We start from the raw sequence: 22,010 nt of genomic DNA, 5'->3' as shown, positions 1-22,010 counted from the left end.
GCCCAACACACGGTCTGGGCGATTTGACACCATTTCTGCTTCTGAATCTGTATTACACAGCGGCTCTGTCACTACGCCCAGAGAGGACCTATCCTCTTGATCCCTATAAGAAAGAAGACAGGACTTTACAGAAGCGAAGCCAGTTCCAATTAGAACGGGATGTCGTCGTCCGGGAACGGGTCGTCGTTGCGCGACGGGGGCGCCGAACCGCCGCCGGAGCGGCCGCCGTAGTCGCCGCCACCGCGCGAGGAGCCGTAATCGCCGCCGCCGCGCTGGCCACCGCCGGACGGACGGGCCGAACGCTCGCCGCCGCCGGAGCGGGCCGGGCGCTCGCCGCCCTCGCCACCCGGCATGCCGCCGAGCATCTGCATCTCGTTGGCGATGATGTCGGTGGCGTACTTCTCGACGCCGTTCTTGTCGGTGTACTTCTCGGTGCGCAGCGAACCCTCGATATAGACCTGGCGGCCCTTCTTCAGGTACTCACCGGCGATCTCGGCCAGGCGGCCGAAGAACTTCACCCGGTGCCACTCGGTGCGCTCCTGCTGCTCGCCGTTCTTGTCCTTCCAGCTCTCGCTGGTGGCGACGGAGATGGTGGTGATGGCCGAGCCTGACTGGCTGTAGCGGGTCTCGGGGTCGTTGCCGAGGTTGCCAACCAGGATCACTTTGTTGATGCCGCGGGCCATGGCGTTCCTGCCTTGTCGATGGTTTGCCTTGTGAGGGGGGGATTATGCCAGCCCCGGGCCGTCGCGGAGTCGGCCCTCTGCCCCCGCGGGCGTCGGCTTTTGTCCCGGTCGCGACACCGGGGGCCTTATAATCGGGCCATGTCTGCCCAGCCCCAGCCCGCCGCCGTGCCCGGCATCGCCGCCATCCAGGCCCTCGCCGCCGGCGAGATGGCCGCCGTGGACGCCCTGATCCGCGGCCGCCTGGCCTCGGACGTGGTCCTGATCAACCAGATTTCCGAGCACATCGTCGCGGCCGGCGGCAAACGCCTGCGGCCGATGCTGGTGGTGCTGGCCGCGCGCGCCCTGGGCGGCGGCGGCCCGGCCGCGCACCAGCTGGCGGCGATCATCGAGTTCATCCACACCTCCACCCTGCTGCACGACGACGTGGTGGACGAGTCCGACCTGCGCCGGGGCCGGCGCACCGCCAACGCGCTGTGGGGCAACGCGCCGAGCGTGCTGGTGGGCGACTTCCTGTATTCGCGCAGCTTCCAGCTGATGGTCGAGCTCGATTCGATGCCGGTGATGCGGGTGCTGGCCGACACCACCAACCGCATCGCCGAGGGCGAGGTGCTGCAGCTGCTGCACGTGCACAACCCCGACACCGACGAGGCCGCCTACCTGCGCGTGATCGAGCGCAAGACGGCGGTGCTGTTCGCCGCGGCCACCCGCCTGGGCGCGCTGCTCTCGGGCGCCGACGCGGCCACCCAGCAGGCCATGCACGACTACGGCCTGAACCTGGGCCTGGCCTTCCAGATCGCCGACGACGTGCTCGACTACACCGCCGACGCCGAGGCCCTGGGCAAGAACCTGGGCGACGACCTGGCCGAAGGCAAGGCCACGCTGCCGCTGATCCACGCCATGGCGCATTCCGCCGACGCCGTGCGCCAGCGCCTGCGCGCGGTGGTCGAGGCCGGCGACGCCGGCGCCATGCCCGAAGTGCTGGCCGCCATCGGCCAGACCGGCGGCATCGGCTACAGCCGCAGCCGCGCCGAGCATTACGCCGCCGAGGCCGAGGCCGCCCTCGACGCCCTGCCCGCCTCCGAATGGCGCGAGGCGCTGCGCGGCCTCGCCCGTTACGCCATCTCCCGCACCCACTAAAGAAACGGGGTCAGGTTCACTTATGAAAAAGGCCCGCTCGGCGGGCCTTTTTCATAAGTGAACCTGACCCCGTTTCTTGTCTTTAGAAGAGTTCGTCGAAGAAGTCTTCCATCATCCCGTAGGCGCGCCTGGCGGCCCTGGGCTCGTACAGGCAGCCGGGGCTGTTGGCGTCGGCCTCGGCGAAGCAGTGCACGGCGCCGCCGAAGTTGACGAACTGCCAGTCGGCGCCGGCGCCGGCCATCTCGGCCTGGAAGGCGTCGATCTGGGCCTGGGGCACGTAGGTGTCGGCGGCGCCGTTGAGCACCAGCACGCTGGCCTTGAGGTCGCCGGCCTTGGCGGGCAGCGGGGTCTCGAGGTTGCCGTGGAAGCTGACCACGCCGGCCACGTCGGCGCCGGTGCGGGCCAGCTCGAGCACGATCGCGCCGCCGAAGCAGAAGCCGATGCCGCCGATCTTGCGGGTATCCACCGGCGCCTGGCCGGCCGAACCACGCAGCACCTCGAGCGCGGCGGTGATGCGCCCGCGCAGGGCGTCGCGGTCGGCGTACACGGCGCCGGCGGCGGCGCCCGCCTCGTTGGTGTCGGCCGGGCGCACGCCGCGGCCGTACATGTCCACCAGCAGGATGACGTAATCATCGTCGGCCAGGGCCTTGGCCTTCTCGATGGCCGACTCGGTGACGCCCATCCAGTTGGGCACCATCAGCAGGCCCGGGCGCAGGTCGTCCTCGTCGGCGTCGTACACGAGGTAACCGTCGAAGGTGGTGCCGCCGTGCTGCCAGCTCACCGGCTTGGCGACGGTCTCGGCGGCCACCGGGGCGGACAGGCCCAGGGCAAGCAGGGCAAGGGCGAACAGATTGCGGCGCATGGTGGGCTCCTCGGAGGAAACAGCCGCCAAGGCTAGTCCCCACTCGGGGTTTGGCCCGCCTCCGCGGGCCAAACCCCGGAAGTGAACCTGACCCCGTTTCTCAGGCGACGCCGAGGCCGGGAATGGCGGAGATGAGGTCGGGATCGAAGCCGGCGGCCTTGGCGAAATGGCGGCCGCGCTCGGCGTAGTCGCGGTAGCGCGGGAAGCTGGGCGCGCCGGGCGAAAGCAGCAGCACGCCGTCGTGGCCGAGCACCTGCAGGCCCAGCTTCACCGCGTGCTCCATCTCCTCGGCCTCGGCCAGGAAGAACTTGTTGCCCAGGGCCAGCGGCTTGAGCTTCTCGAACACGCGCGGACCGTTCTGGCCCATCGTGATCACCGCCGCCACCGGTTCGGCGGCGATGCGCTCGGCGAACACGCCCCAGTCCAGGCCGCGGTCGTAGCCGCCCACCAGGATGGCCACGCGCCGGCCGCGGTAGCAGTCGAGCGCGGCGATGGCCGATTGCGGGGTGGTCGAGATCGAGTCGTTCACCGACTCGATGCCGTGGCGCAGGCCCAGCGACTGCAGGCGGTGCGGCAGCGGCCGGAAGCTGGCGGCCTCGGCGGCCAGCGCCACCGCGTCCAGGCCCAGGGCCTCGAGCGTGGCCAGCGCGGCGCACAGGTTCAGGCGGTTGTGCCGGCCCGGCACCGGCACGTGGCGGGCGTCGAGCACCGGCTGTTCGCCGCGGTAGACCATGGCCTCGCGCAGGTGCCAGCCGTCGGCGTGGTTGAACCACAGCACCCGGGTGTCGGCCGGCACGTCCAGCTCCACCAGGCGCGGGTCGCCGGCGTTGAGCACCGCGATGCGCGGCGCGGCCTGGGTCACCAGCTTGAGCTTGTCCTCGTAATAGCGCGCCTCGGTGCCGTGCCAGTCCAGGTGCTCGGGGAAGAGGTTGAGCACCACCGCCACGTCCACCTCGCGGGCCTCGCCGGTCTGGTAGCTCGACAGCTCGATGGCCCAGTACTCCGGCGGCGGCTGCACGTCGAGCAGCTCGAGCAGGGGCAGCCCGATGTTTCCGGCCAGGGCCGTGCGCGCGCCCGAGGCGCGCAGCAGGTGGGCCACCAGCGCCGTGGTGGTGGACTTGCCCTTGCTGCCGGTGATGCACACGCGCTTGCCGGCCCGGGGCTCGGCGAACCACAGTCCGCTGGCGCCGATGTAGCGCACGCCTTCGAGCGCGGCGTCGGCGGCCGGCGAGGTGTAGGGGCTGATGCCCGGCGACTTGATGACCACTTCATGCGCGGCCAGCTGCTCCGCGCTCACGCTGGTTTCGATGCGCAGCGCCGGGTCCTGCATCTCGCGCAGGGGTTCGGCCTCGTCGTGGGAACAGAACACCGTCACCGGCTGGCTGGGCAGGCGCCAGCGCAGGGCCGCCAGCGCCGACCGGCCCTCGCGGCCGTAGCCCCAGATCGCGACCCGCTTGCCCTCAAGCTCCGAAATGCGCACGCACGCGCTCCCACAGGCCGCCCGGAATGCCGTGATCATCCGAGGGTTCGAGCAGCGATGCCAGCCCCCGCTCCGATTCGTCCAGCTGGGGCCGGATTTCCCGCAGGTAGCGCCGCACCAGCGCGTCCTCGCGCCAGGCCGGGCTCTGCGAGAGCAGCTCCATCGCCGCCCGCGACTCGCGGCCCTCGCCCACGCACTCGAAGGGCTTGTGGTCGCGGAACTCCATCAGCGCGTCGAAGCCCGGCGCCTGCTCGGGTTCGTCGAGCAGGTTGCGGCCGAAGATGCCCACCAGCCGCGGCTTGGGCATGAACGGCGCCAACGCCAGGAACACGAAGTGGCACTTGGGGCACACGCCGCACCAGCGCTGCGCCGGGCGCTCGCCCAGCAGGTGGAAGTTGCGGTTGCAGCTGGAGAAATGCGCGTCGTAGTGGTCGATGCGGGCGAACTGCCGCGCCACCGCCAGCTCCGAGAACGGCCGCAGCAGCGAGTAGTAATGCAGGCCGGGCGCGACGTGGCTGCGCAGGTGCGCGGCGAAGTCGCGCTCGAAATCCCAGCCCTTGGACCACTGGTGGTTCACCTCGCCCGTGCCCGGGATCAGGCTGCCGTAGCTGGCCGAGCGTTCGTTGGAGAACACCACCTGGTCGTGGCCGGTGAGCAGCGCGGCCAGCGCGAGGATGGCGGAGTTGACCGCCGTCACCGGGATGTGGCCGTTGAGCGCGCCGCGGCGGTTGAGCTCGAACAGCTCCGGCGAAAGCGTGCGGCCGATGTTGAGCGTGGGCAGGCCGGTGCGCGCGGCGCAGGCGGCGATCAGCGGCGAGCCGCCGACCCAGGCGACGGTTTGTTCGACGCCGGCGGCACGCAGGGCTTCGATCGAGACCAGGGAATCCTTGCCGCCACCTATGGCGACCAGCGCGCGGGTTGTCGGGACCGGGAGGCTCCCTGCGGAAAGATTCGCGCCTGATGGCGCTCCTACAGGGGTGGCTTCCTGTAGGAGCGGCTTCAGCCGCGAATCCCCCACCGGGAACCGGATCTTGCCGCGCAGCGAAATGCCATTGCGGTAGGCGAACTCGCCGAGCCCGTTCTCGTACACCGACGTCAGCAGCGCCGCCGTCGCCGCATCGATGTCGTAAGCCTCGAAGCGGATTTCCGGCGGCACGGCGGCCTTGTAGTAGCTCACGCCGGCCAGGCCGTGCAGCAGCCGCAGCGCGCGCTGCACCGCGTCGGCGCGCGCGGCGTCGGGCGCGAACGGCGCGCCCGGGAAGCGCAGCACCTCGACCATCTCCGGGCCGTCGTCGAAGGCGTAGCCCAGCCGCGCCTCGCCGGTGGCGGCGTCGAACGTGGCGTCGAGGAAACGGAAGGCGCGCACCGCGCCCGGTTTGAAGTCAGTCATCGAGCACGCCCTCCTGCGGCAGCGCGCGCAGGTTGTAGCGGTTGGCCATCACCGCGCCGTAGGCGCCGGCATGGCCGACCAGCAGAATGTCGCCCTCGGCGGTGGCGTCGGGCAGGCGGCGCTGGCGGCCGAGCACGTCGCTCGATTCGCAGACCGGGCCCACCACGTCGCAGGGCGCGCCGGGCGCGTCGTCGAGGCGGCTGAGGTTGACGATTTCGTGCCAGGCGCCATACAGCGCCGGGCGCATCAGCGCATTCATGCCGCCGTCGGCGCCGACGCGGCGCTGGCCCTGCTTCTCCACCACCTGGGTGACCGCCAGCAGCAGCGCGCCGGCTTCGGCCACCAGGTAGCGGCCCGGCTCCACCCACAGCGCGTACTGCGGATAGGCGGCCTTGAGCTCGGCCAACGCGGCGCCGTAGGCCTGCAGGTCGAAGGGCTCGGCCTCGGGGTCGTAGGCCACGCCCAGGCCGCCGCCCACGTCGATGAAGGACACCGTGCCGATGCCTTCGGCGAGGGCCGCGAGGCTGGCGTACACCGTGTGCCAGTGGCGCGCGTCGTGGATGCCGCTGCCGATGTGCGCATGCAGGCCGGCGATGCGGGCGCCGGCGGCGCGCGCGGCGGCGGCGAAGCCCGGCACGTCGGCCGCGGCCAGTCCGAACTTGGCGTCCTTGCCGCCGGTGCGCACCTTCTCGTGGTGGCCCTGGCCGAAGCCCGGGTCCACGCGCAGCACGATGTCGCGGCTCTGGAACAGGCCGGGCCACTGCTGCAGCGGCGCCAGCGAATCGAGCGTGACGTGCACGCCGCGGGCCAGCGCGGCCTCGAACTCGGCGCGCGGCGCGAAGCTGGGCGTGAACAGCACGCGCGACGGATCGAGCGCCGGCAGCACCTCGTACAGGTGCGCCAGCTCGCCGGCCGACACGCACTCGAAGCCAAAACCCTCGGCCTCGAGCGTACGCAGGATGGCCGGGTGCGGGTTGGCCTTGAGCGCGAAGAAGCGCTTGTCCACCGCCGCCACCGCCATCAGCTCGCGGGCGCGCTCGCGCACCGTGGGCAGGTGGTAGGCGTAGCGCGGCGTGCCGCGGGCGGCGAGCGCGAGCAGGCGCTCCCGGCGGACCTGCCACCAGGGCGCCGGGCGGCCGGCGCCGGCGGGCTTGTCCAGGCTGCGCCAGCTGGGGCCGAAGACCGCGGTTTCGGTGACGGGCATGGCGCCCGACTGCGCCAGCAGCGCGTGCAGGCGCGAGAGCATGTCGTCGTCCAGGCCCTCGTCGAGCACGAAGGTGAGGTTGAGGTCGTTGGACGACTGCGAAATCAGGTGCACGCGCTCGCGGCCGAACTCGGCCCAGACGTCCGAGAGCTTGTGCAGCAGCGAGCGCATGCCGCGGCCCACCAGCGTGACCGCCGCGCAGGGCGCGATCACCTTGACCCGGCACACCTGCGAGAGGTCGGCGCAGAGCGCGTCGAGCACGTTGGTGCTGACCAGGTTGTCGCTGGGGTCGAGCGAGACGGTGACGTTGGCTTCCGAGGAGCCGATCAGGTCCACCGACAGGCCGTGCGCCTTGAAGCGCTCGAACACGTCCGACAGGAAGCCCACCTGCTGCCACATGCCGATGGTTTCCATCGACACCAGCACGATGCCGCGGCGCGAGCTGATGGCCTTGACGCCGGGCACGGTGGCGGCCGAGGCGTCGATGACGGTGCCGGGCATGTCCGGCCGCGTGGTGTCGCGGATCCACAGCGGCACCCGCGCCTCGCGGCAGGGGTGGATGCAGCGCGGGTGCAGCACCTTGGCGCCGGTGGTGGCGATTTCCTGGGCCTCGGCGTAGTCGAGCCGGCTGAGCAGGCGCGCGTCGGGCACCTGGCGCGGGTTGGCGCTGAACATGCCGGGCACGTCGGTCCAGATTTCGACGCGGCGAGCCTTGATCAGCGCGCCGAAGTAGGCCGCCGAGGTGTCCGAGCCGCCGCGGCCGAGGATGGCGGTGCCGCCGTCGGCCGCGCGGGCGATGAAACCCTGGGCGATGCGCAGCGCCGGGCCGGCGGCGTCGAAGCGCGCGCGCAGCGCGGCGTCGCCCTCGTAGGCGCAGGAGGCCGACAGGCGCCGGCTCCAGTCGTTCTGGTTGGGAAGCGCCACGGCCTGCAGCCACTCGCGCGAATCGGTCCAGCCCACGTCCAGGCCCTGCGAGCGCAGGTAGGCCACGCCGAGGGTGGACGAAAGCAACTCGCCCTGGGCCAGCACTTCGGCCTGCCAGGCCAGCTCGCCGGCGGTGCGGCGCGGGTCGCCGGCCAGGGCGCGTAGCGCGGCCAGGCGTTCGCCGAGCACGGCGTCGGGGTCGAGGCCGAGTTCGTCGCGGCAAAAGTCGCGATGGCGCGCCACCAGCGCGTCGATGCGCGCGGCCGTGCCGGCGGCGTCGGCGTGGCCGTCGCAGACCGCCTGCAGCTCGTTGGTGACGCCCGAGACGGCCGAGACCACCACCAGCACCTTCGCGCCCTCTTCGGACGCGCGGCGTTTCATCAGCGCGCCGATCGTGTCCCAGCGATGGCGTCGGGACACCGAGGTGCCTCCGAACTTGAGGACGATCCAATCCGGCGCAGGGGCACCGGCGGCAGGCGCGGCAGGGGTCATGGCGTGGTCTTGTCGAGGGGGCCGGCGCAGTCGGCGCGCGGGCCGGACGAGTGTAAACGAAGCCCCGCCGGCGCGGCGCGGGGGCCGGGCTGGTAACCTGCGCATCCCCCACCGGGCAGGACGCCCCATGCAACGCCGCTTCGTGCAACTCGACGTGTTCGCCGCCCGTCCGGGCGACGGCAACCCGCTGGCCGTGGTGTTCGACGCCGACGGCCTCGACGACGCCACCATGCAGGCCATCGCCCGCTGGACCCGGCTGCCGGAAACCACCTTCGTTCTGCCGCCGGCCACGCCGGAAGGCAGCTACCGGCTGCGCATCTTCAGCCCGCGCCGCGAGGTGCCCTTCGCCGGGCATCCGAGCATCGGCAGCGCCCATGCGGTGCTCGAGGCGGGCCTGGCGACGCCGCGCGACGGGCTGCTGGTGCAGGAGTGCGCGGTGGGCGCGCTGCCGGTCCGCGTCGAGGGCGAAGGTGCGGCGCGGCGCCTGTCGGTGCGCGCACCGCGGGCGCGGGTGCTGGAAGTGGGCTCGGCCGACGCGCCCCGCCTGCAGGCAGTGCTCGCCGGCCTGCCGCTGGGCGCCCTGCCGCCCGTGCTGATGGACGGCGGCCGGCGCTGGTGGCTGGTGGAACTGCGCGACGAGGCCGCGCTGCGTTCGCTGTCGCCGCCCTGGGCCGCGATCGCCGCGCTGGCGGCGGACACGGAATCGATGGGCGTGTGCGTCTACGCGCGCTGCGCCGGCGCGGAGCACGACCTGGCCGTGCGCGCCTTCGTCGGCCAGCCCGCCCAGGTGGAGGACGCCGCCTCCGGCGCCGCCAACGCCACCCTGGCCGCCTGGCTGCACCACGCCGGCGCCCTGCCCCACGCCGACGGCCGCTACGTCGTCAGCCAGGGCCGCGAAGTCGGCCACGATGCCCGCCTCTACCTGCAGGTCGACGCCGAGGGCGAAGTCTGGTCCGGCGGCCAGGTGCAGACCGTCGTGCGCGGCACCCTCGACTGGTAAAGAAAGGGGGTCAGGTTCACTTATCGCCTGCGCGGAGCGCGGGCGATAAGTGAACCTGACCCCCTTTCTTTACCGGGCGGTGTAAACGGCTTGGCCGTCGACCCAGGTCGAGAGGACCTTGAGCTTCGGCAGCTGCGCCGGCGCGACCGTCAGCGGATCGGCGTCGAACACCACGAAGTCGGCGCGCAGGCCCGGCACCAGGCGGCCGGTTTCGTCTTCGTCGAACGCGGCGTGGGCGGCACCGGCGGTGAAGCCCTGCAGCGCCTGGTCGGGCGAGAGGCGCTGGTCGGCCAGCCAGCCGCTGGCGGGCGAACCGGCCAGGTCCTGGCGGGTCACCGAGGAATACAGGCCCAGGCGCGGGTCCACCGACTCGACTGGGAAGTCCGAGCCCAGCGCCAGCGGCACGCCCAGCGCACGCAGGCGTTGCCAGGCGTAGGCGCCGTACAGCCGCTCGCGGCCGACGCGGGCCTCGGCCCAGGGCATGTCGGAGGTGGCGTGGGTGGGCTGCATCGAGGCGATCACCTTCAGCGCGGCGAAACGCGGCAGGTCGTCGCGGTGCACCACCTGGGCGTGCTCGACGCGCCAGCGGTGGTCGCCGGTGGCCTGGTCGCCCAGCGCCTGCGCGTAGGTGTCGAGCACGATGCGGTTGCCGCGGTCGCCGATGGCGTGGCTGGCCGGCTGGATGCCGCAGTCGCGGGCCTTGGCCACGCCGGCCGCATAAGCCGCCGGCTCGGTGACGAGCAGGCCGCGGTGGCCCGGCTCGTCGCTGTAGTCCTCGATGAGCGCGGCGCCGCGGCTGCCGAGCGCGCCGTCGACGTAGAACTTCACGCCGCGCATGGCCAGGCGGCCCGAGGCGTGCTCGTAGGCGCCCATCGCGCACAGTGCATCCAGCGCTTCGGCGTCGCCGTTGGCGTAGGCGCGCACGCGCAGCGGCAGCTTGCCGGCGTCGGCAAAGCTGCGCATCAGGCGCAGGTCGGCCAGCGACGCGCCCATGTCGTGAACGCCGGTGAGGCCGTTGGCGACGGCGGCTTCGAGCGCGCGCTCCAGCGCTTCGGCGCGCAGCGCCTCGTCCGGCGGCGGCACGGCGGCGTCGATGAAGGCCGAGGCGGTGTCGATGAAGACGCCCGTGGGCTGGCCCCGGGCGTCGCGCAGGATGCGGCCGCCCTCGGGCTGCCAGTCGCCGGACAGATCGCGCGTGGCGGCACGGATCGCGGCCGTGTTGGCCCAGCCGGCGTGGCCATCGACGCGCTCGAGCCAGACCGGGCGGTCGGGGAACGCGGCATCGAGGTCGGCGGCGGTGGGGAATTCCTTGCCCGGCCAGTCGTTCTGGTCCCAGCCGCGGCCGAGCAGCCAGGCACCTTCGGGCAGCGTGGCTTCGAAAGCCTTGAGGCGGGCGATGACTTCGTCCTTGCTCCCGGCGTCGACGAGGTCGGCGCGCAGCAGGGCGAAGCCCAGGTTCATCAGGTGCGCATGGGCATCGACCAGGCCCGGCACGACGGTGGCGCCGGGCGCTTCATGTCGCTCGGCTTGCGGGAAACGCCGGGCGAGGTCCGCCGCGCGACCCACCGCCAGCACGCGCCCCTTCGCATCCCAGGCCATGGCTTCGACCACCGGCTGGCCGGGATCCCCGGTGTGGATGCGCCCCGCCACCAGCAGCGACTCCCCCTCGGCCTGCGCCACGCCACACGCCGCCGCCAACGCCATCACCAGTGCCACTCGACGCATCACCGCCTCCACGAAATGGGATCAGGGAACATCAACGATTGAAACGAGCGCTACACCCGCCCGCGCACAGTAGCGCCTCGCGGGGTGTTTGGGACGCCAGGGCCACTGCGCCCCAGCGTTCCGGAAGTGAACCTGACCCCGTTTCTCGTGGCCCAGGCGAGGGTTTGGGTTGCGAGGGGGGCGGCGTGGCGGCCGAGCAAGGGGTCGACGTGGCTGCCGGGGGTGGAGAGGAAGTCGGCACCCCAGGCGTCGGCCAGGGCTTGCGAGGTGGCCGGCGGAATGTCGGTGTCGGCGTCGGAGGCGATGACCAGCACCGGCACGCGCGGCGGGGGCAGCGTGGTGCCCGCGGCGGCTTCGTCCAGCGCCGCGCCCGATTCGTCGCGCCAGCGGCGGAAGGCGAACAGCGCCGCCGCGTCGTCGGCGCCCGGCATGGCCCGGCGCGTGCCGGCCAGCGAAGCCGTGCGGCCCCAGTGCACGATCGCCGGCCGCGGCGCGGCGCCGGGCAGGCCGGCCGGCGGCATCGGGTTCACCAGCACCAACGCGTCGGACGCGTCGGCGTGCATCGCCGCCAGCAGCCCGCCCAGGCTCGCGCCCAGCAGCAGGCGCGGCCGCGGCGCCGCGTCGAGCCAACCCCGCACCTGCGTCGCATAGTCGGCAAGCCGCGTCCCGGCCAGGCCGCCGGGCGCCGGCCGCAGGTCCGGCGCCAGTACCTGCCAGCCCGCGGCCGAGAGCACCCGCGACCAGACCGTCCACTCCCAGCCGCCGCCACCGGCGCCGTGCACGAACACGGCGCTGCCGCCCGCTTCAGACAAACGTCGCATCCATGCTGATCGGCACGCTGAGCACCTTGGAGATCACGCAATTGGCCTTGGCGTCCCCCGCGAAACGCAGGAATTCGTCCTCGGACAGGCCCGGCACGCTGCCCTTGACCACCAGATGCACGCCAGTGACGTGCGGGCCCGGCGACATCTCCACGCTGACTTCCGCGCGCGTGTCGATGCGCCCGGCGGTGTGGCCGGCGTTCTGCAGGATGAAGCTCAGCGCCATCGAGTAGCAGCCCGCGTGCGCGGCCGCCAGCAGTTCCTCGGGATTGGTGCCCTTCTCGTCGGCGAAACGGGTCTTGAACGAATAACGGGTGTCCTCGAACAGTCCGCTCTGCGGCGTGCTCATCCGGCCCTGGCCGGACTCGAGGTTGCCTTCCCAGTGGGCGGTGGCGTGGCGCTTGATGGCCATGGGGAATCCTCCGTTCGCTGGCCGCGGCGCGGCCGGGGGGCCAGTCTAACGCCCCGCACTTGACCCCGCCCGCCGCCGGTGGAAGGCTGGGTGCCCCCGGCTGCGGCCGGGCGTCCGCCATGACCGACGCGCGGTCGCGCCAGACGACCGATGAAGGCAGCGCCATCGCGCCGCCGACCATGACGGCCCAACCACCCAGCCTCGGGAGGAACGGCCTCATGTCCTACAGCACCCAGCAAATCCGCAACGTGGCCCTGGCAGGCCACGCCGGCGCCGGCAAGACCACGCTTTTCGAAGCCCTGCTGCATGCCGGCGGCGCCATTCCCGCGGCAGGCAGCCTCGAACGCGGAAGCACCGTGTCCGACTTCGACCCGATGGAGAAGGCCCGCGGCCACTCCCTCAACACCGCCATCGCCAGCACCGACCACGCCGGCGTGCACCTGAACCTGATCGACACGCCCGGCTACGCCGATTTCCGCGGCCCCACCCTGTCGGCCTTCAGCGCCGTGGAAACGGTGGCCGTGGTGGTCAATGCCGCCAACGGCGTCGAGTACGGCACGCGCCGCATCATGGAATACGCGCGGGCGCGCAACCTGTGCCGCGTGCTGGTGGTCAACAAGATGGACATCGACCCGGGGCACCTGCCCGCCCTGCTCGAGGAGCTGCGCGAGGCCTTCGGCCCCGAATGCCTGCCCATCAACCTGCCCGCCGGCAAGGGCACGCGCGTGGTGGACTGCTTCTTCAACCCCGAGGGCGAATCCGACCTCGGCCCCGTGGCCGAGGCGCACCAGCGCATCGTCGACCAGGTGGTCGAGATCAACGAGCAGGTGATGGAGCGCTACCTCGAGGACGGCGAGGAAGGCCTGTCCGGCCAGGCCCTGCACGACGCCTTCGAGCAATGCCTGCGCGAGGGCCACCTGGTGCCGGTGTGCTTCGTCTCGGCGCGCAACGGCGTGGGCGTGAAGGAGCTGCTCGACCTGGCCGAGAAGCTCTTCCCCAACCCGCTCGAGGGCAACCCGCCGCCCTTCGAGAAGAACGGCCAGCCCTTCGTCGCCACGCCGGACCCGGCCGCCCATGTGGTGGCCGACGTCTTCAAGATCGTCAACGACCCCTTCGTCGGCAAGCTCAGCGTCTTCCGCGTCTTCCAGGGCACGGTGCGGCGCGACAGCCAGCTGTTCATCGACGATGGCCGCAAGCCCTTCAAGGTCGGCCACCTGTTCAAGCTCAAGGGCAAGGAGCACGTCGAGATCGAGCGCGCCATCCCGGGCGACATCGCCGCGGTGGCCAAGATCGACGAGATCCACTTCGATGCGGTGCTGCACGACAGCCACGACGAGGACGACATCCGGCTCAGGCCCCTCGACTTCCCCAAGCCGATGTTCGGCCTGGCCATCGAGGCCGCCACCCGCGGCCAGGAGCAGAAGCTGGCCACGGCCCTGCACAAGTTGTCCGAGGAGGACCCGGGCTTCCACGTCGAGCACAACCACGAACTCAACGAAACGGTCGTGCGCGGGCTGGGCGAGCTGCACCTGCGGGTGATGCTCGAGCGCATCCGCGAGCGCTACGGCGTGGACGTGGTGACCCGCCCGCCGCGCATCGCCTACCGCGAAACCATCGCCGCCCCCGCCGAGGGCCACCACCGCCACAAGAAGCAGACCGGTGGCGCCGGCCAGTTCGGCGAGGTGTACCTGCGCATCGAGCCGCTGGAGCGCGGCAAGGGCTTCGAGTTCGTCGACGCGGTCAAGGGCGGCACCATCCCGGGCCAGTTCATCCCGGCGGTGGAAAAGGGCGTGCGCCAGGTGCTCGACGGCGGCGCCATCGCCGGCTACCAGCTGCAGGACGTGCGCGTGACGGTGTACGACGGCAAGTACCACAGCGTCGATTCGAAGGAAGTGGCCTTCGTCGCGGCCGGCAAGAAGGCCTTCCTGGACGCCGTGCTCAAGGCGCGCCCGCAGGTGCTCGAACCCATCGTCGACCTGACGGTGGCGGTGCCCGAGCAGCACATGGGCGACATCACGGGACAGCTGGCCGGCAAGCGCGCGCGCATCCACGGCACCGACGCCGGGCGCGGCGGCGAGATCCTGGTGCGTGCGCAGGTGCCGCTGTCGGAGCTGGGCGACTATGCCGCCGAGCTCAAGGGCGCCACGGCGGGCCGCGGTCGCTACGAACTCGAGTTCAGCCACTACGAGCCGGTGCCGCCGCAGGTGCAGAAGCAGCTGGTGGAGTCGTTCCGGCCTCGACACGACGACGACTGATCGCGGGTAGACTCGGGTCGTGGCCGCGTGGCCACGACCTGCACTCGCCCGGATGAGATCACCCGCCTACATCGTCGTCGCCCTGGTCGTCGTGGTGCTGTTCTCGCTGGTCGCGTACCGGGTATCGGTGCATTTCGCCACGTTGCCGGCCGAGGGCGAACCCGCCGCCAGCGCAGCCGCGCAGCAGGCCGATGCCGCCACGGCCACCGAAGCGCCCCCGCCGCCGCCCGCGCAAGCGGAGGCCCTCGACGCGATCGAGCGCAGCGCCGCCGTGCGCAGCGCGGTGGAGGGCTATTTCGCCGATCGCGGCGACTGGCCGCAGAGCCTGGCCCAGCTGGGCCTGGGCGTGCCCGGCGACCACGCCGGCGGGCCGGTGGCCGGCATCACGGTGCAGACCCAGGGTGTGGTCTCGATCTCGCTCAAGCCGCACGTGGCCCGCGGCGGCGTCATCCGGCTCACCCCCACGCCCACCGCCGACGGCGGCTTCGACTGGCAGTGCCGCGCCAGCAACTACCCCGCCGCCACCCGCCTCCCCACCTGCCGCTGACGGTCCCGCTTCCCGCTGAAGCCACGCAGGGGGGCGTCAGAGGTATTCGAGTTCGGCGGTGCGGCCCCAGAAGACGCGGTACACGTAGACCGTGTAGACGGCGATCATGGGCAGGGTGATGGCGGCGCCGACGAGCATGATCAGCAGCGAGCCGGGCGCGGCGGCCGCGTCCCAGATCGTGATTCGGTCGATCACCAGGTAGGGGAAGAGGCTGTAGGCCAGGCCGCCGAAGGCCAGCACGAACAGCGACACCGCGCCGGCGAAGGGAATCCAGTCGCGCGAGGTTTCGCCGCGGCGCAGCCGGCGGATCGCACCTTCCGTGGCCGCGAACACCAGCGTCGTCAGCACCGGCACCGGCAGCAGGAACAGCAGCTGCGGCAGCGCGAACCACTTCTCGAAGATGCGCGGGCTCACCCAGGGCGTCGCCACCGACACCGCCGCGATGCCCAGGCCCGTGAGCCACAGGCTGGCGTAGGCCCAGCGCAGCGCCTTGGCGCGCAGCTCGCCCTCGGCCTTGAGCACCAGCCAGCCCGCGCCCAGCAGCGCATAGCCCGCCACCAGCGACAGGCCGATCGACACCGCGAACAGCGTGCCCACCAGGTCGTCGCGGAATCCCAGCACGTAGCTGCCCAGCATGTAGCCCTGCGAAAAGGCCGCCAGCACCGAGCCGGCCCAGAAGGCCGCGTTCCACAGCGGCTTGTGCGCCGCGCGCGCCTTGACCCGGAAGTCGAAGGCCACCCCGCGCAGGATCAGGCCGATCAGCATCGCCGCCACCGGCAGGTAGAGCGCGCCGAGGATGACGCCGTGCGCCATCGGGAAGGCCACCAGCAGCAGGCCCACGCCCAGCACCAGCCAGGTCTCGTTGGCGTCCCAGAACGGGCCGATCGAGGCGATCATGCGGTCCTTGTCGGCGTCGCCCGCGCCGCGCAGCAAAATGCCCACGCCCAGGTCGTAGCCGTCGAGCACCACGTAGAGCAGCATCGCCAGCGCCATCAGCGCCGTGAACACCAGCGGCAGCGTCGTTTCCATCTCAGGCCTCCTGCAGGCCGGCCACGGCCGGGCGGTGGTCGGGTTTGCCGCGGTGGCGGGCCAGGTAGAACAGCACCGAGACGTAGGCCGCCAGCAGCGCCACGTAGAGCAGCAGGTAGGCCGCCAGGCTGATGCCGATGATGGGCGCCGGCGTGGCCGAGATGGCGTCGCCGGTGCGCAGCACGCCGGTCACCAGCCAGGGCTGGCGGCCGATCTCGGTGACGTACCAGCCGGCCAGCGTCGCCACCCAGCCCGAGAAGGTCATCGCCAGCAGCGCACGCGCCTGCCACATCGAAGGCTCGCCGCCGCGTCGCAGGCGCCAGGCCGTCCACCACGAGACCGCCAGCATCAGCAGGCCGATGCCCACCATCACCCGGAAGCCCCAGAACACCGGCGCCACCGGCGGGTGCTCGCCGATGAAGGAATCCAGGCCCTTGATCTCGCCGTCGGGGTCGTGGGTGAGGATGAGGCTGGCGAGCTTGGGGATGCCGATGGCGTAGTCGTTGCTGCGCGTCTCTTCATTGGGAATGGCGAAGATCAGCGCGGGCGCGCCCTTTTCGTCCTGCCACACGCCTTCCATCGCCGCCACCTTGGCCGGCTGGTGCTCGAGCGTGTTCAGGCCGTGCAGGTCGCCGGCCAGGATCTGCAGCGGGATCAGCAGCGCCGCCACGAACACGCCGGCGCGCAGCGCGGCGCGCACGTCCTGGCCGCGGTCGCCGCGCAGCCAGCGATAGGCCGACAGGCCCGCCACCAGGAAGGACGCGGTCAGGCCCGAGGCCAGCAGCATGTGGCTGAGCCGGTACGGGAACGACGGGTTGAAGACGATGGCGAACCAGTCGGTCGGGTGCGCCACGCCGTCGATCATCTCGAAGCCCACCGGCGTCTGCATCCAGGAGTTGAGCGCCAGGATCCAGAACGCCGACAGCGTGGTGCCGCCCGCCACCAGCGCGGTGGCCAGGGTGTGCATGCGCTCGCCGACGCGCTTGCGCCCGAAAAGCATGATCCCGAGGAAGCTGGCCTCGAGGAAGAAGGCCGTCAGCACCTCGTAGGCCAGCAGCGGGCCGGCGATGTTGCCCACCGTCTCCATGAAGCCCGGCCAGTTGGTGCCGAACTGGAAGCTCATGGTGATGCCACTGACCACGCCCAGCGCGAAGGTCAACGCGAACACCTTCACCCAGAAGTAGTAGGCGTCGAGCCAGTGCTGCTCCCCCGTGCGCACGAAGCGCAGCTTGAAGAACAGCAGGAACCAGCCCAGCGCGATGGTGATCGTCGGGAACAGGATGTGGAAGCTGATGTTGGCGGCGAACTGGATGCGCGCCAGCAGGGCCGGGTCGAGTTCGCTCATGAGGCCTGCTCCTGCGCGGCCTCGTCCTTGCCGCGGCCGATGGCGCGCACCTTGTCGGTGAACTGCAGCAGGGTGGTGGCCTTTGCGCCGAGCGACATCAGCTTCTCGAGCGTCTCGGGCGAGAGCTTGCGCACTTCGGCGAACCAGTCGGTGAGCTGCTCGATCAGGTCGTGCGTCTCGCGCATGCGTGCCTGGGCGTGCGCCTCCTCGGCCGAGCCGGGGCTTTCGAGCATGGCGTCGCGCAGCATGGAAAGGGTGGGGTCGATCTCGCGGCGCTGGCGCTCCTCGGCCAGGGTCTTGAAGATCGCCCAGACGTCCTCGGGCGCGGCGTAGTAGTCGCGGCGGTCGCCGGGCTGGTGGCTCAGGCGCACCAGGCGCCAGGACGAGAGCTCCTTCAGGCCCATGCTCACGTTCGAGCGGCTGACGCCGAGGCGCTCGGTGATTTCGTCCGCGGTCAGCGGCCGGGCCGAGATGAACAGCAGGGCATAGATCTGCCCCACGGTGCGGTTGATGCCCCAGCGGCTGCCCATTTCACCGAAATGCAGCACGAAGGACTGGCTGAGCGGGGGAAGGTCCATGGCGCCATCCGTAGTTTCAGAAATTTCTGAAACATTAAATGACACCGGTCAAACCAAGGCAAGGACCCTGGAGGGGCGGTTCAGGAAACCCTCACGCCCCCTGCTCCTGTAGGAGGGCCTTCAGGCCCGACCGGCTCGTCGGGCCTGAAAGCCCTCCGACAACAGGGCCGGTCAGTTGGCGAAGCGGTAGCTGAGTTTGACCAGGACCTGCTCGGCGTCGCGCAGCGAGGTGGCGTCGCCGAGCAGGTCGGCGAGCGAGCGGCTGACGCCGTCTTCGGCCAGGCCGCCGCGGCTGTAGACCACGTAGAGGTCCGAGAGCGGCGCCAGCTCGTAGCGCCAGCGCACCTGGAAGCCCAGGTTGGCGAGGCTGAAGTCGGTGACGTCGGCCGGCGCGGCCACCGGCACCGGGCGGCCGCCCGGGCCGACTTCCCAGGCCTGGGTGAGCCGCGCGTCGAGCGCGATGGTCTCGAGCTTCACGCGCAGTTCCTGGCGCGAGCCCAGCTGCCACTGCAGGCTGGCGTTGGCCGTGGCCGTGTCGGCGCGGAAGCTGCCCAGGCGGTTGCCGCCGCGCCAGAGCAGCCAGTCCGGCTCGTGCTCGAGGCCCAGGCCGAACTCGATCGCCAGCGCCTCGCCCAGGTGCAGGGTCGGCTCGAAATAGAGCTCCAGGCCGGGCTTCGAGGCTCCTTCCAGGCCTTCCGCGGCCACGCGCACCATGCCCTCGAGCGACCAGGCGCCGCGCTGGGGGCGCGAACGTTCCCAGAAGGCGTAGAGCTTTTCCGGCACCCGCACCACGCCGTTGCCGCGGGTGATGCGGTCGTCGTTGCCCGCCGACCACATCGCCACGTCCCAGAACTCATCACCGCCGTCGCGAAGCTCGGCGTAACGCTGCACGGCGGCGGCATTGGCGATGTGCAGTCCGCTGGCGCTGGTGCGGTTCGACACGGCCCAGCGGGTCTCGTAGCTGGCATAGCGCGAGCCTTCGGCCGGGGCATCCTCGCGCCGTGCCAGTTCGTAGCGCGCGTAGTTGAAGTTGTTGCGGTCGAGGTAGCCGATGTCGTTGAGCTCGAGCTCGTCGCCCAGGTGCAGCAGGTAGAGCTGCTGGCGCCAGCCATCGCCCATCAGCCAGTCGATGCGCGACTGCAGGCCGAGGTCGTTCCGGCGCAGGCCGGCGGTGGTGGACTTCGAGGCCACGGCCTGGTTGCGCAGGGTCCACGAACCGTCCGGCGTCCACAGGTGGTCGACCGAGGCCACCGAAGCCTCGCGTTCGAGCCAGGGCCGCTCGACGTGGGTCAGCATCGTGCCCAGGTCGTGGGCGCCGAAGTCGCGCGTGGCGCGCAGCGCGAAGAAATCGCGGCCGGCCTCGCCCTTCTCGCTGGCGGCCAGCAGGCCGTAGCGCACCTGGCCGAGGCTGCCGTTGAGCTTCACCGCCGCGGCCACGTCGCCGGCGCCGCTGCCGTCATCGGCATTGCCGCCGATGCGGCGCGTGTAGAGCAGGCGGCTGTTGCCGGCGCCGAAGGGAACGTCGAACAGGCCCTGGTTTTCCGTGAAGAACGGGCGCTTGTCGCCGAAGAAGGTTTCGACGGCACCGAAGTTCACCACCAGGTCGTCGCTCTCGACCTGGCCGAAGTCGGGGTTGATGGTCGCCGAGAGCTGGAACTGGCCGCTGGGCTTCCAGAACAGGTCGGCGCCGGCGTCGAAGTCGCTGCTGCCGGCGACGTTGTCGTTCAGGCCCACCACGTAGGGCGTCACCGCCAGCAGCGCCTGGTCGTAGTGCGGCACCTCGACGCGGGCGAATTCGGACAGGAAGCGCGGGCGCATGAAGCTGGCGTTGGGCCAGGCGATGCGCTCGCCGGTGTGCGCCACCACGCGGTCGAGGTAGATGCCCAGGGTGCGGGTGCCGTCCTGCGGGCGGGCCATGGGCGCCACGTGCCAGGGCACCAGGATCTCGACGCTCCAGCCTTCGGCGTCCTGGGTGGTGGCGTGGTGCCAGTGGCCGTCCCAGTCGTCGTTGAAATTGCGCTCGCTGGTGATCACCTCGTCGGCGATGCCGCCGGGCAGCGCCACCACGAAGTCGTAGCCGGTACGGCCGTCGCCGTCGAAGTCCACCATCAGGTTGACGCGGTCGAGCTGGCCCATCTGGTCGCGGCGGGTGCGCTGGGTCGAACGCGGCAGGCCGGCGGGCTGGTGGTTTCGGAAGGCCACGGCCAGGCCCTGCGGCGTGGCCAGGATCCAGGCCTCGGTGCGCAGGCTGCCGGGGCCGCCGGTCATGGGCTGCACCTGCACGAATTCGGTGACGTGGCGCGCCCCGGCCCATTCGGCCGGGTCGATGCGGCCATCCACGGTGATGGCGGCGGCAGGCAGGCTGGCGCCGGCCAGGGCCAGCGCGGCGGTGAGGGCGCGAAGGGTCATCGTGTCGTTCGGGTTGCAGCGGCAGGGCATTGTCCCGCCGGGGGCGGCCCGGCGAGCGGGCCGTTAGTCACTGTGGGAGGGCCTTCAGGCCTTTTTCTTCGACTTCTTGGGCTGGAGCATGGTGCCGGTGCACTTGGGCGAGCCGCAGCGGCAGGCCCAGAGTTTCTTGTTGGCGGCGGTATGCGGCTCGCTGAGCACGATGCCGTAGTTGTAGGTCAGTTCCTCGCCGGCGGCGATGTCGCGCATGGCCTCGATGTAGATCCGGTCCTTGCGCTTCTTGCCGGTGTCGCTTTCCTCGAACACCGCCTCGCAGTTCGGGTCGCAGCTGTGGTTGATCCAGCGCGCCGCGTTGCCGTCGATGTTGGCGTCGATGACGTACTTGTCGTTGAGCGTGAACAGGAAGGTGTGGCCCGTCTCCGGCTGCTCGCCGTACTCGCCGTCGACTTCCTCGTGCGTGCGCAGCTTGCCCTTGTAGCGCACCACGCGCTCGCCCTTGGCGATGGCCTGGGTGGCGAAGACGCCGTTGCCGTGGATGGCGGAGCGGCGGGCTTCGATCTTCTTGGGCATGGGGTGTTCCGCACGGCGAGAGGGACGCCATTGTGGCCAATCCGCGCACGCCATGCAGCCCCGGGCTTATGCTGGGAGCACGAAACGGGGGCTCGCGATGGATCCGGCGAACAGTTGGAGCGAGGAAAAGCAGTCGGCCTGGCTGTACCGGGCCCTGGCCACCGCGGAGCGCGACCCGCGCATCGCCGCGCTGTTCGGCTCGCTGGCCGCGGCCGCCGAGGAGCAGGCACGCACCTGGGAAAAAGCCGCCGCCGAGGCCGGCCAGGCGCTGCCGCTGCCCTTTGTTCCCACGCCCCGCGCGCGGCTCGTGGCCGTGCTGGCCCGCCGGCTCGGCCCGCGGCGCGTGCGGCCGGCGCTGGCGGCGCTGAAGGTGCGCGGGCTGTCGGCCTACACGGCCGCCCTGGGCGGCCACCTGCTGCCCACCGACCTCGCCCAGGTCGGGCTCAGCCACCGCACCGTCGGCGGCGGCAACCTGCGCGCCGCCATCTTCGGCGTCAACGACGGCCTGGTGTCCAACGCCAGCCTGATCCTCGGCGTGGTCGGCGCCCAGGCCAGCACCGGCACCGTGCTGGCCACCGGCATCGCCGGCCTGCTGGCCGGCGCGCTGTCGATGGCCGCCGGCGAGTACGTCTCGGTGCGCTCGCAGCGCGAGCTGTTCGAGTACCAGATCGGCCTGGAAGCCGACGAACTGCGCAAATACCCGGAAGCCGAGGCCGAAGAGCTGGCGCTGATCTACATCGCCCGCGGCATGGAGCCCGGGCAGGCCCGCACCTTCGCCCACCAGCTGGTGCAGGACCCCAAGCAGGCGCTGGACGTGCTGGCGCGCGAGGAGCTGGGCCTCAACCCCGACGACCTCGGATCGCCGATCGGGGCCGCCGTGTTTTCCTTCAGCGCTTTCACCGTGGGCGCCCTGGTGCCGCTGCTTCCCTTCTTCCTGGGCAGCGCCCTGCCCCGGGCCGCCTACTGGGGCACCGGGCTGGCCGCCGCCGGCCTGTTCGGCACCGGCGCGGCGATGAGCCTGTTCTCCGGCCGCAATCCCTGGCTCGGCGGCTTGCGCATGCTGGGCATCGGCGCCCTGGCCGGCGCGACGGTGTTCCTGATCGGCCGCCTGATCGGGGTGGACGTGGCCTGAGCCGGGCTTCACGCCCCG

The 22,010-nt window shown here is 71.5% G+C and carries 18 protein-coding genes; 5 read left to right on the top strand and 13 right to left on the bottom strand.

What is annotated here, in order from left to right:
* Window positions 1-149 precede the first annotated feature (149 nt).
* The gene (gene ssb / locus ABS41_RS12125) at window positions 150-683 is read right to left on the bottom strand and encodes a single-stranded DNA-binding protein (RefSeq protein ID WP_290594887.1); all 534 of its coding nucleotides are present in this window, start codon (window positions 681-683) and stop codon (window positions 150-152) included.
* A gap of 138 nt (window positions 684-821) precedes the next feature.
* Between ssb and ABS41_RS12120 the strand changes: the two genes are divergently transcribed.
* Window positions 822-1,820 carry a polyprenyl synthetase family protein gene (locus ABS41_RS12120; RefSeq protein WP_290594886.1) on the top strand — a complete coding sequence of 333 codons (999 nt, stop codon included), beginning with the start codon at window positions 822-824 and terminating at the stop codon, window positions 1,818-1,820.
* Between the two features lie 82 nt (window positions 1,821-1,902).
* Here the strand turns inward: ABS41_RS12120 and ABS41_RS12115 are convergent, their stop codons facing one another.
* The 4 genes from ABS41_RS12115 to ABS41_RS12100 all read right to left on the bottom strand — a co-directional run bounded on the left by ABS41_RS12115 (window position 1,903) and on the right by ABS41_RS12100 (window position 8,172).
* Window positions 1,903-2,682 (bottom strand): dienelactone hydrolase family protein, encoded by a 780-nt coding sequence (locus ABS41_RS12115; RefSeq protein ID WP_290594885.1) that lies wholly within the window; start codon window positions 2,680-2,682, stop codon window positions 1,903-1,905.
* A 100-nt stretch (window positions 2,683-2,782) separates the two neighbouring features.
* Window positions 2,783-4,162 (bottom strand): UDP-N-acetylmuramoyl-L-alanine--D-glutamate ligase, encoded by a 1,380-nt coding sequence (gene murD, locus ABS41_RS12110; protein ID WP_290594884.1) that lies wholly within the window; start codon window positions 4,160-4,162, stop codon window positions 2,783-2,785.
* Window positions 4,143-5,552, bottom strand: a complete 1,410-nt coding sequence (murL, locus tag ABS41_RS12105) for a UDP-N-acetyl-alpha-D-muramoyl-L-alanyl-L-glutamate epimerase (RefSeq protein ID WP_290594883.1) — start codon at window positions 5,550-5,552, stop codon at window positions 4,143-4,145. Before murL ends, murD begins: the two co-directional genes overlap by 20 nt.
* Window positions 5,545-8,172 carry a bifunctional aspartate kinase/diaminopimelate decarboxylase gene (locus ABS41_RS12100; RefSeq protein WP_290594882.1) on the bottom strand — a complete coding sequence of 876 codons (2,628 nt, stop codon included), beginning with the start codon at window positions 8,170-8,172 and terminating at the stop codon, window positions 5,545-5,547. The genes murL and ABS41_RS12100 overlap by 8 nt, the downstream gene beginning before the upstream one ends.
* A 127-nt stretch (window positions 8,173-8,299) precedes the next feature.
* Here ABS41_RS12100 and ABS41_RS12095 point away from each other — a divergent pair, with 127 nt between their 5' ends.
* Window positions 8,300-9,172 carry a PhzF family phenazine biosynthesis protein gene (locus ABS41_RS12095; RefSeq protein ID WP_290594881.1) on the top strand — a complete coding sequence of 291 codons (873 nt, stop codon included), beginning with the start codon at window positions 8,300-8,302 and terminating at the stop codon, window positions 9,170-9,172.
* Between the two features lie 69 nt (window positions 9,173-9,241).
* Here ABS41_RS12095 and ABS41_RS12090 read toward each other — a convergent pair whose 3' ends face one another.
* Genes ABS41_RS12090 through ABS41_RS12080 form a run of 3 tightly spaced genes read right to left on the bottom strand, consistent with a single transcriptional unit; the run spans window position 9,242 to window position 12,130 of the window.
* Window positions 9,242-10,897 (bottom strand): amidohydrolase, encoded by a 1,656-nt coding sequence (locus ABS41_RS12090; protein ID WP_290594880.1) that lies wholly within the window; start codon window positions 10,895-10,897, stop codon window positions 9,242-9,244.
* Window positions 10,898-10,947: 50 nt separating this feature from the next.
* The gene (locus tag ABS41_RS12085; RefSeq protein ID WP_290594879.1) at window positions 10,948-11,709 is read right to left on the bottom strand and encodes an alpha/beta fold hydrolase; all 762 of its coding nucleotides are present in this window, start codon (window positions 11,707-11,709) and stop codon (window positions 10,948-10,950) included.
* Window positions 11,702-12,130, bottom strand: coding sequence for an OsmC family protein (locus tag ABS41_RS12080; RefSeq protein WP_290594878.1), 429 nt, complete (start codon window positions 12,128-12,130; stop codon window positions 11,702-11,704). The genes ABS41_RS12085 and ABS41_RS12080 overlap by 8 nt, the downstream gene beginning before the upstream one ends.
* Window positions 12,131-12,348: 218 nt before the next feature.
* Here ABS41_RS12080 and fusA point away from each other — a divergent pair, with 218 nt between their 5' ends.
* Both fusA and ABS41_RS12070 read left to right on the top strand, forming a co-directional pair.
* Window positions 12,349-14,385, top strand: coding sequence for an elongation factor G (gene fusA / locus ABS41_RS12075; RefSeq protein ID WP_290594877.1), 2,037 nt, complete (start codon window positions 12,349-12,351; stop codon window positions 14,383-14,385).
* A gap of 52 nt (window positions 14,386-14,437) precedes the next feature.
* A complete protein-coding gene (locus ABS41_RS12070; RefSeq protein WP_290594876.1) occupies window positions 14,438-14,932 on the top strand; it encodes a pilin in 495 nt (164 codons plus the stop codon).
* Window positions 14,933-14,968: 36 nt separating this feature from the next.
* Here ABS41_RS12070 and ABS41_RS12065 read toward each other — a convergent pair whose 3' ends face one another.
* The 5 genes from ABS41_RS12065 to ABS41_RS12045 all read right to left on the bottom strand — a co-directional run bounded on the left by ABS41_RS12065 (window position 14,969) and on the right by ABS41_RS12045 (window position 20,860).
* Window positions 14,969-15,961, bottom strand: a complete 993-nt coding sequence (locus ABS41_RS12065; protein WP_290594875.1) for a cytochrome d ubiquinol oxidase subunit II — start codon at window positions 15,959-15,961, stop codon at window positions 14,969-14,971.
* A 1-nt stretch (window position 15,962) separates the two neighbouring features.
* Window positions 15,963-17,306: a cytochrome ubiquinol oxidase subunit I gene (locus tag ABS41_RS12060; RefSeq protein ID WP_290594874.1), complete on the bottom strand. Its 1,344-nt coding sequence runs from the start codon at window positions 17,304-17,306 to the stop codon at window positions 15,963-15,965.
* Window positions 17,303-17,884, bottom strand: a complete 582-nt coding sequence (locus ABS41_RS12055) for a GbsR/MarR family transcriptional regulator (protein ID WP_290594873.1) — start codon at window positions 17,882-17,884, stop codon at window positions 17,303-17,305. The genes ABS41_RS12060 and ABS41_RS12055 overlap by 4 nt, the downstream gene beginning before the upstream one ends.
* 171 nt (window positions 17,885-18,055) lie before the next feature.
* The gene (locus tag ABS41_RS12050) at window positions 18,056-20,293 is read right to left on the bottom strand and encodes a DUF5916 domain-containing protein (RefSeq protein ID WP_290594872.1); all 2,238 of its coding nucleotides are present in this window, start codon (window positions 20,291-20,293) and stop codon (window positions 18,056-18,058) included.
* 84 nt (window positions 20,294-20,377) lie between these two features.
* Entirely contained in the window at window positions 20,378-20,860 is a 483-nt protein-coding gene (locus tag ABS41_RS12045; RefSeq protein WP_290594871.1) for an SET domain-containing protein, read from the bottom strand.
* A gap of 97 nt (window positions 20,861-20,957) precedes the next feature.
* Between ABS41_RS12045 and ABS41_RS12040 the strand changes: the two genes are divergently transcribed.
* Entirely contained in the window at window positions 20,958-21,992 is a 1,035-nt protein-coding gene (locus tag ABS41_RS12040; RefSeq protein WP_290594870.1) for a VIT1/CCC1 transporter family protein, read from the top strand.
* The last annotated feature ends 18 nt before the right edge of the window (window positions 21,993-22,010 follow it).

The organism is Arenimonas sp. SCN 70-307 (genome assembly GCF_001724815.1).
Classification (GTDB): Bacteria; Pseudomonadota; Gammaproteobacteria; order Xanthomonadales; family Xanthomonadaceae; genus Arenimonas.
This window is presented reverse-complemented; position numbering and strand designations above follow the sequence as displayed.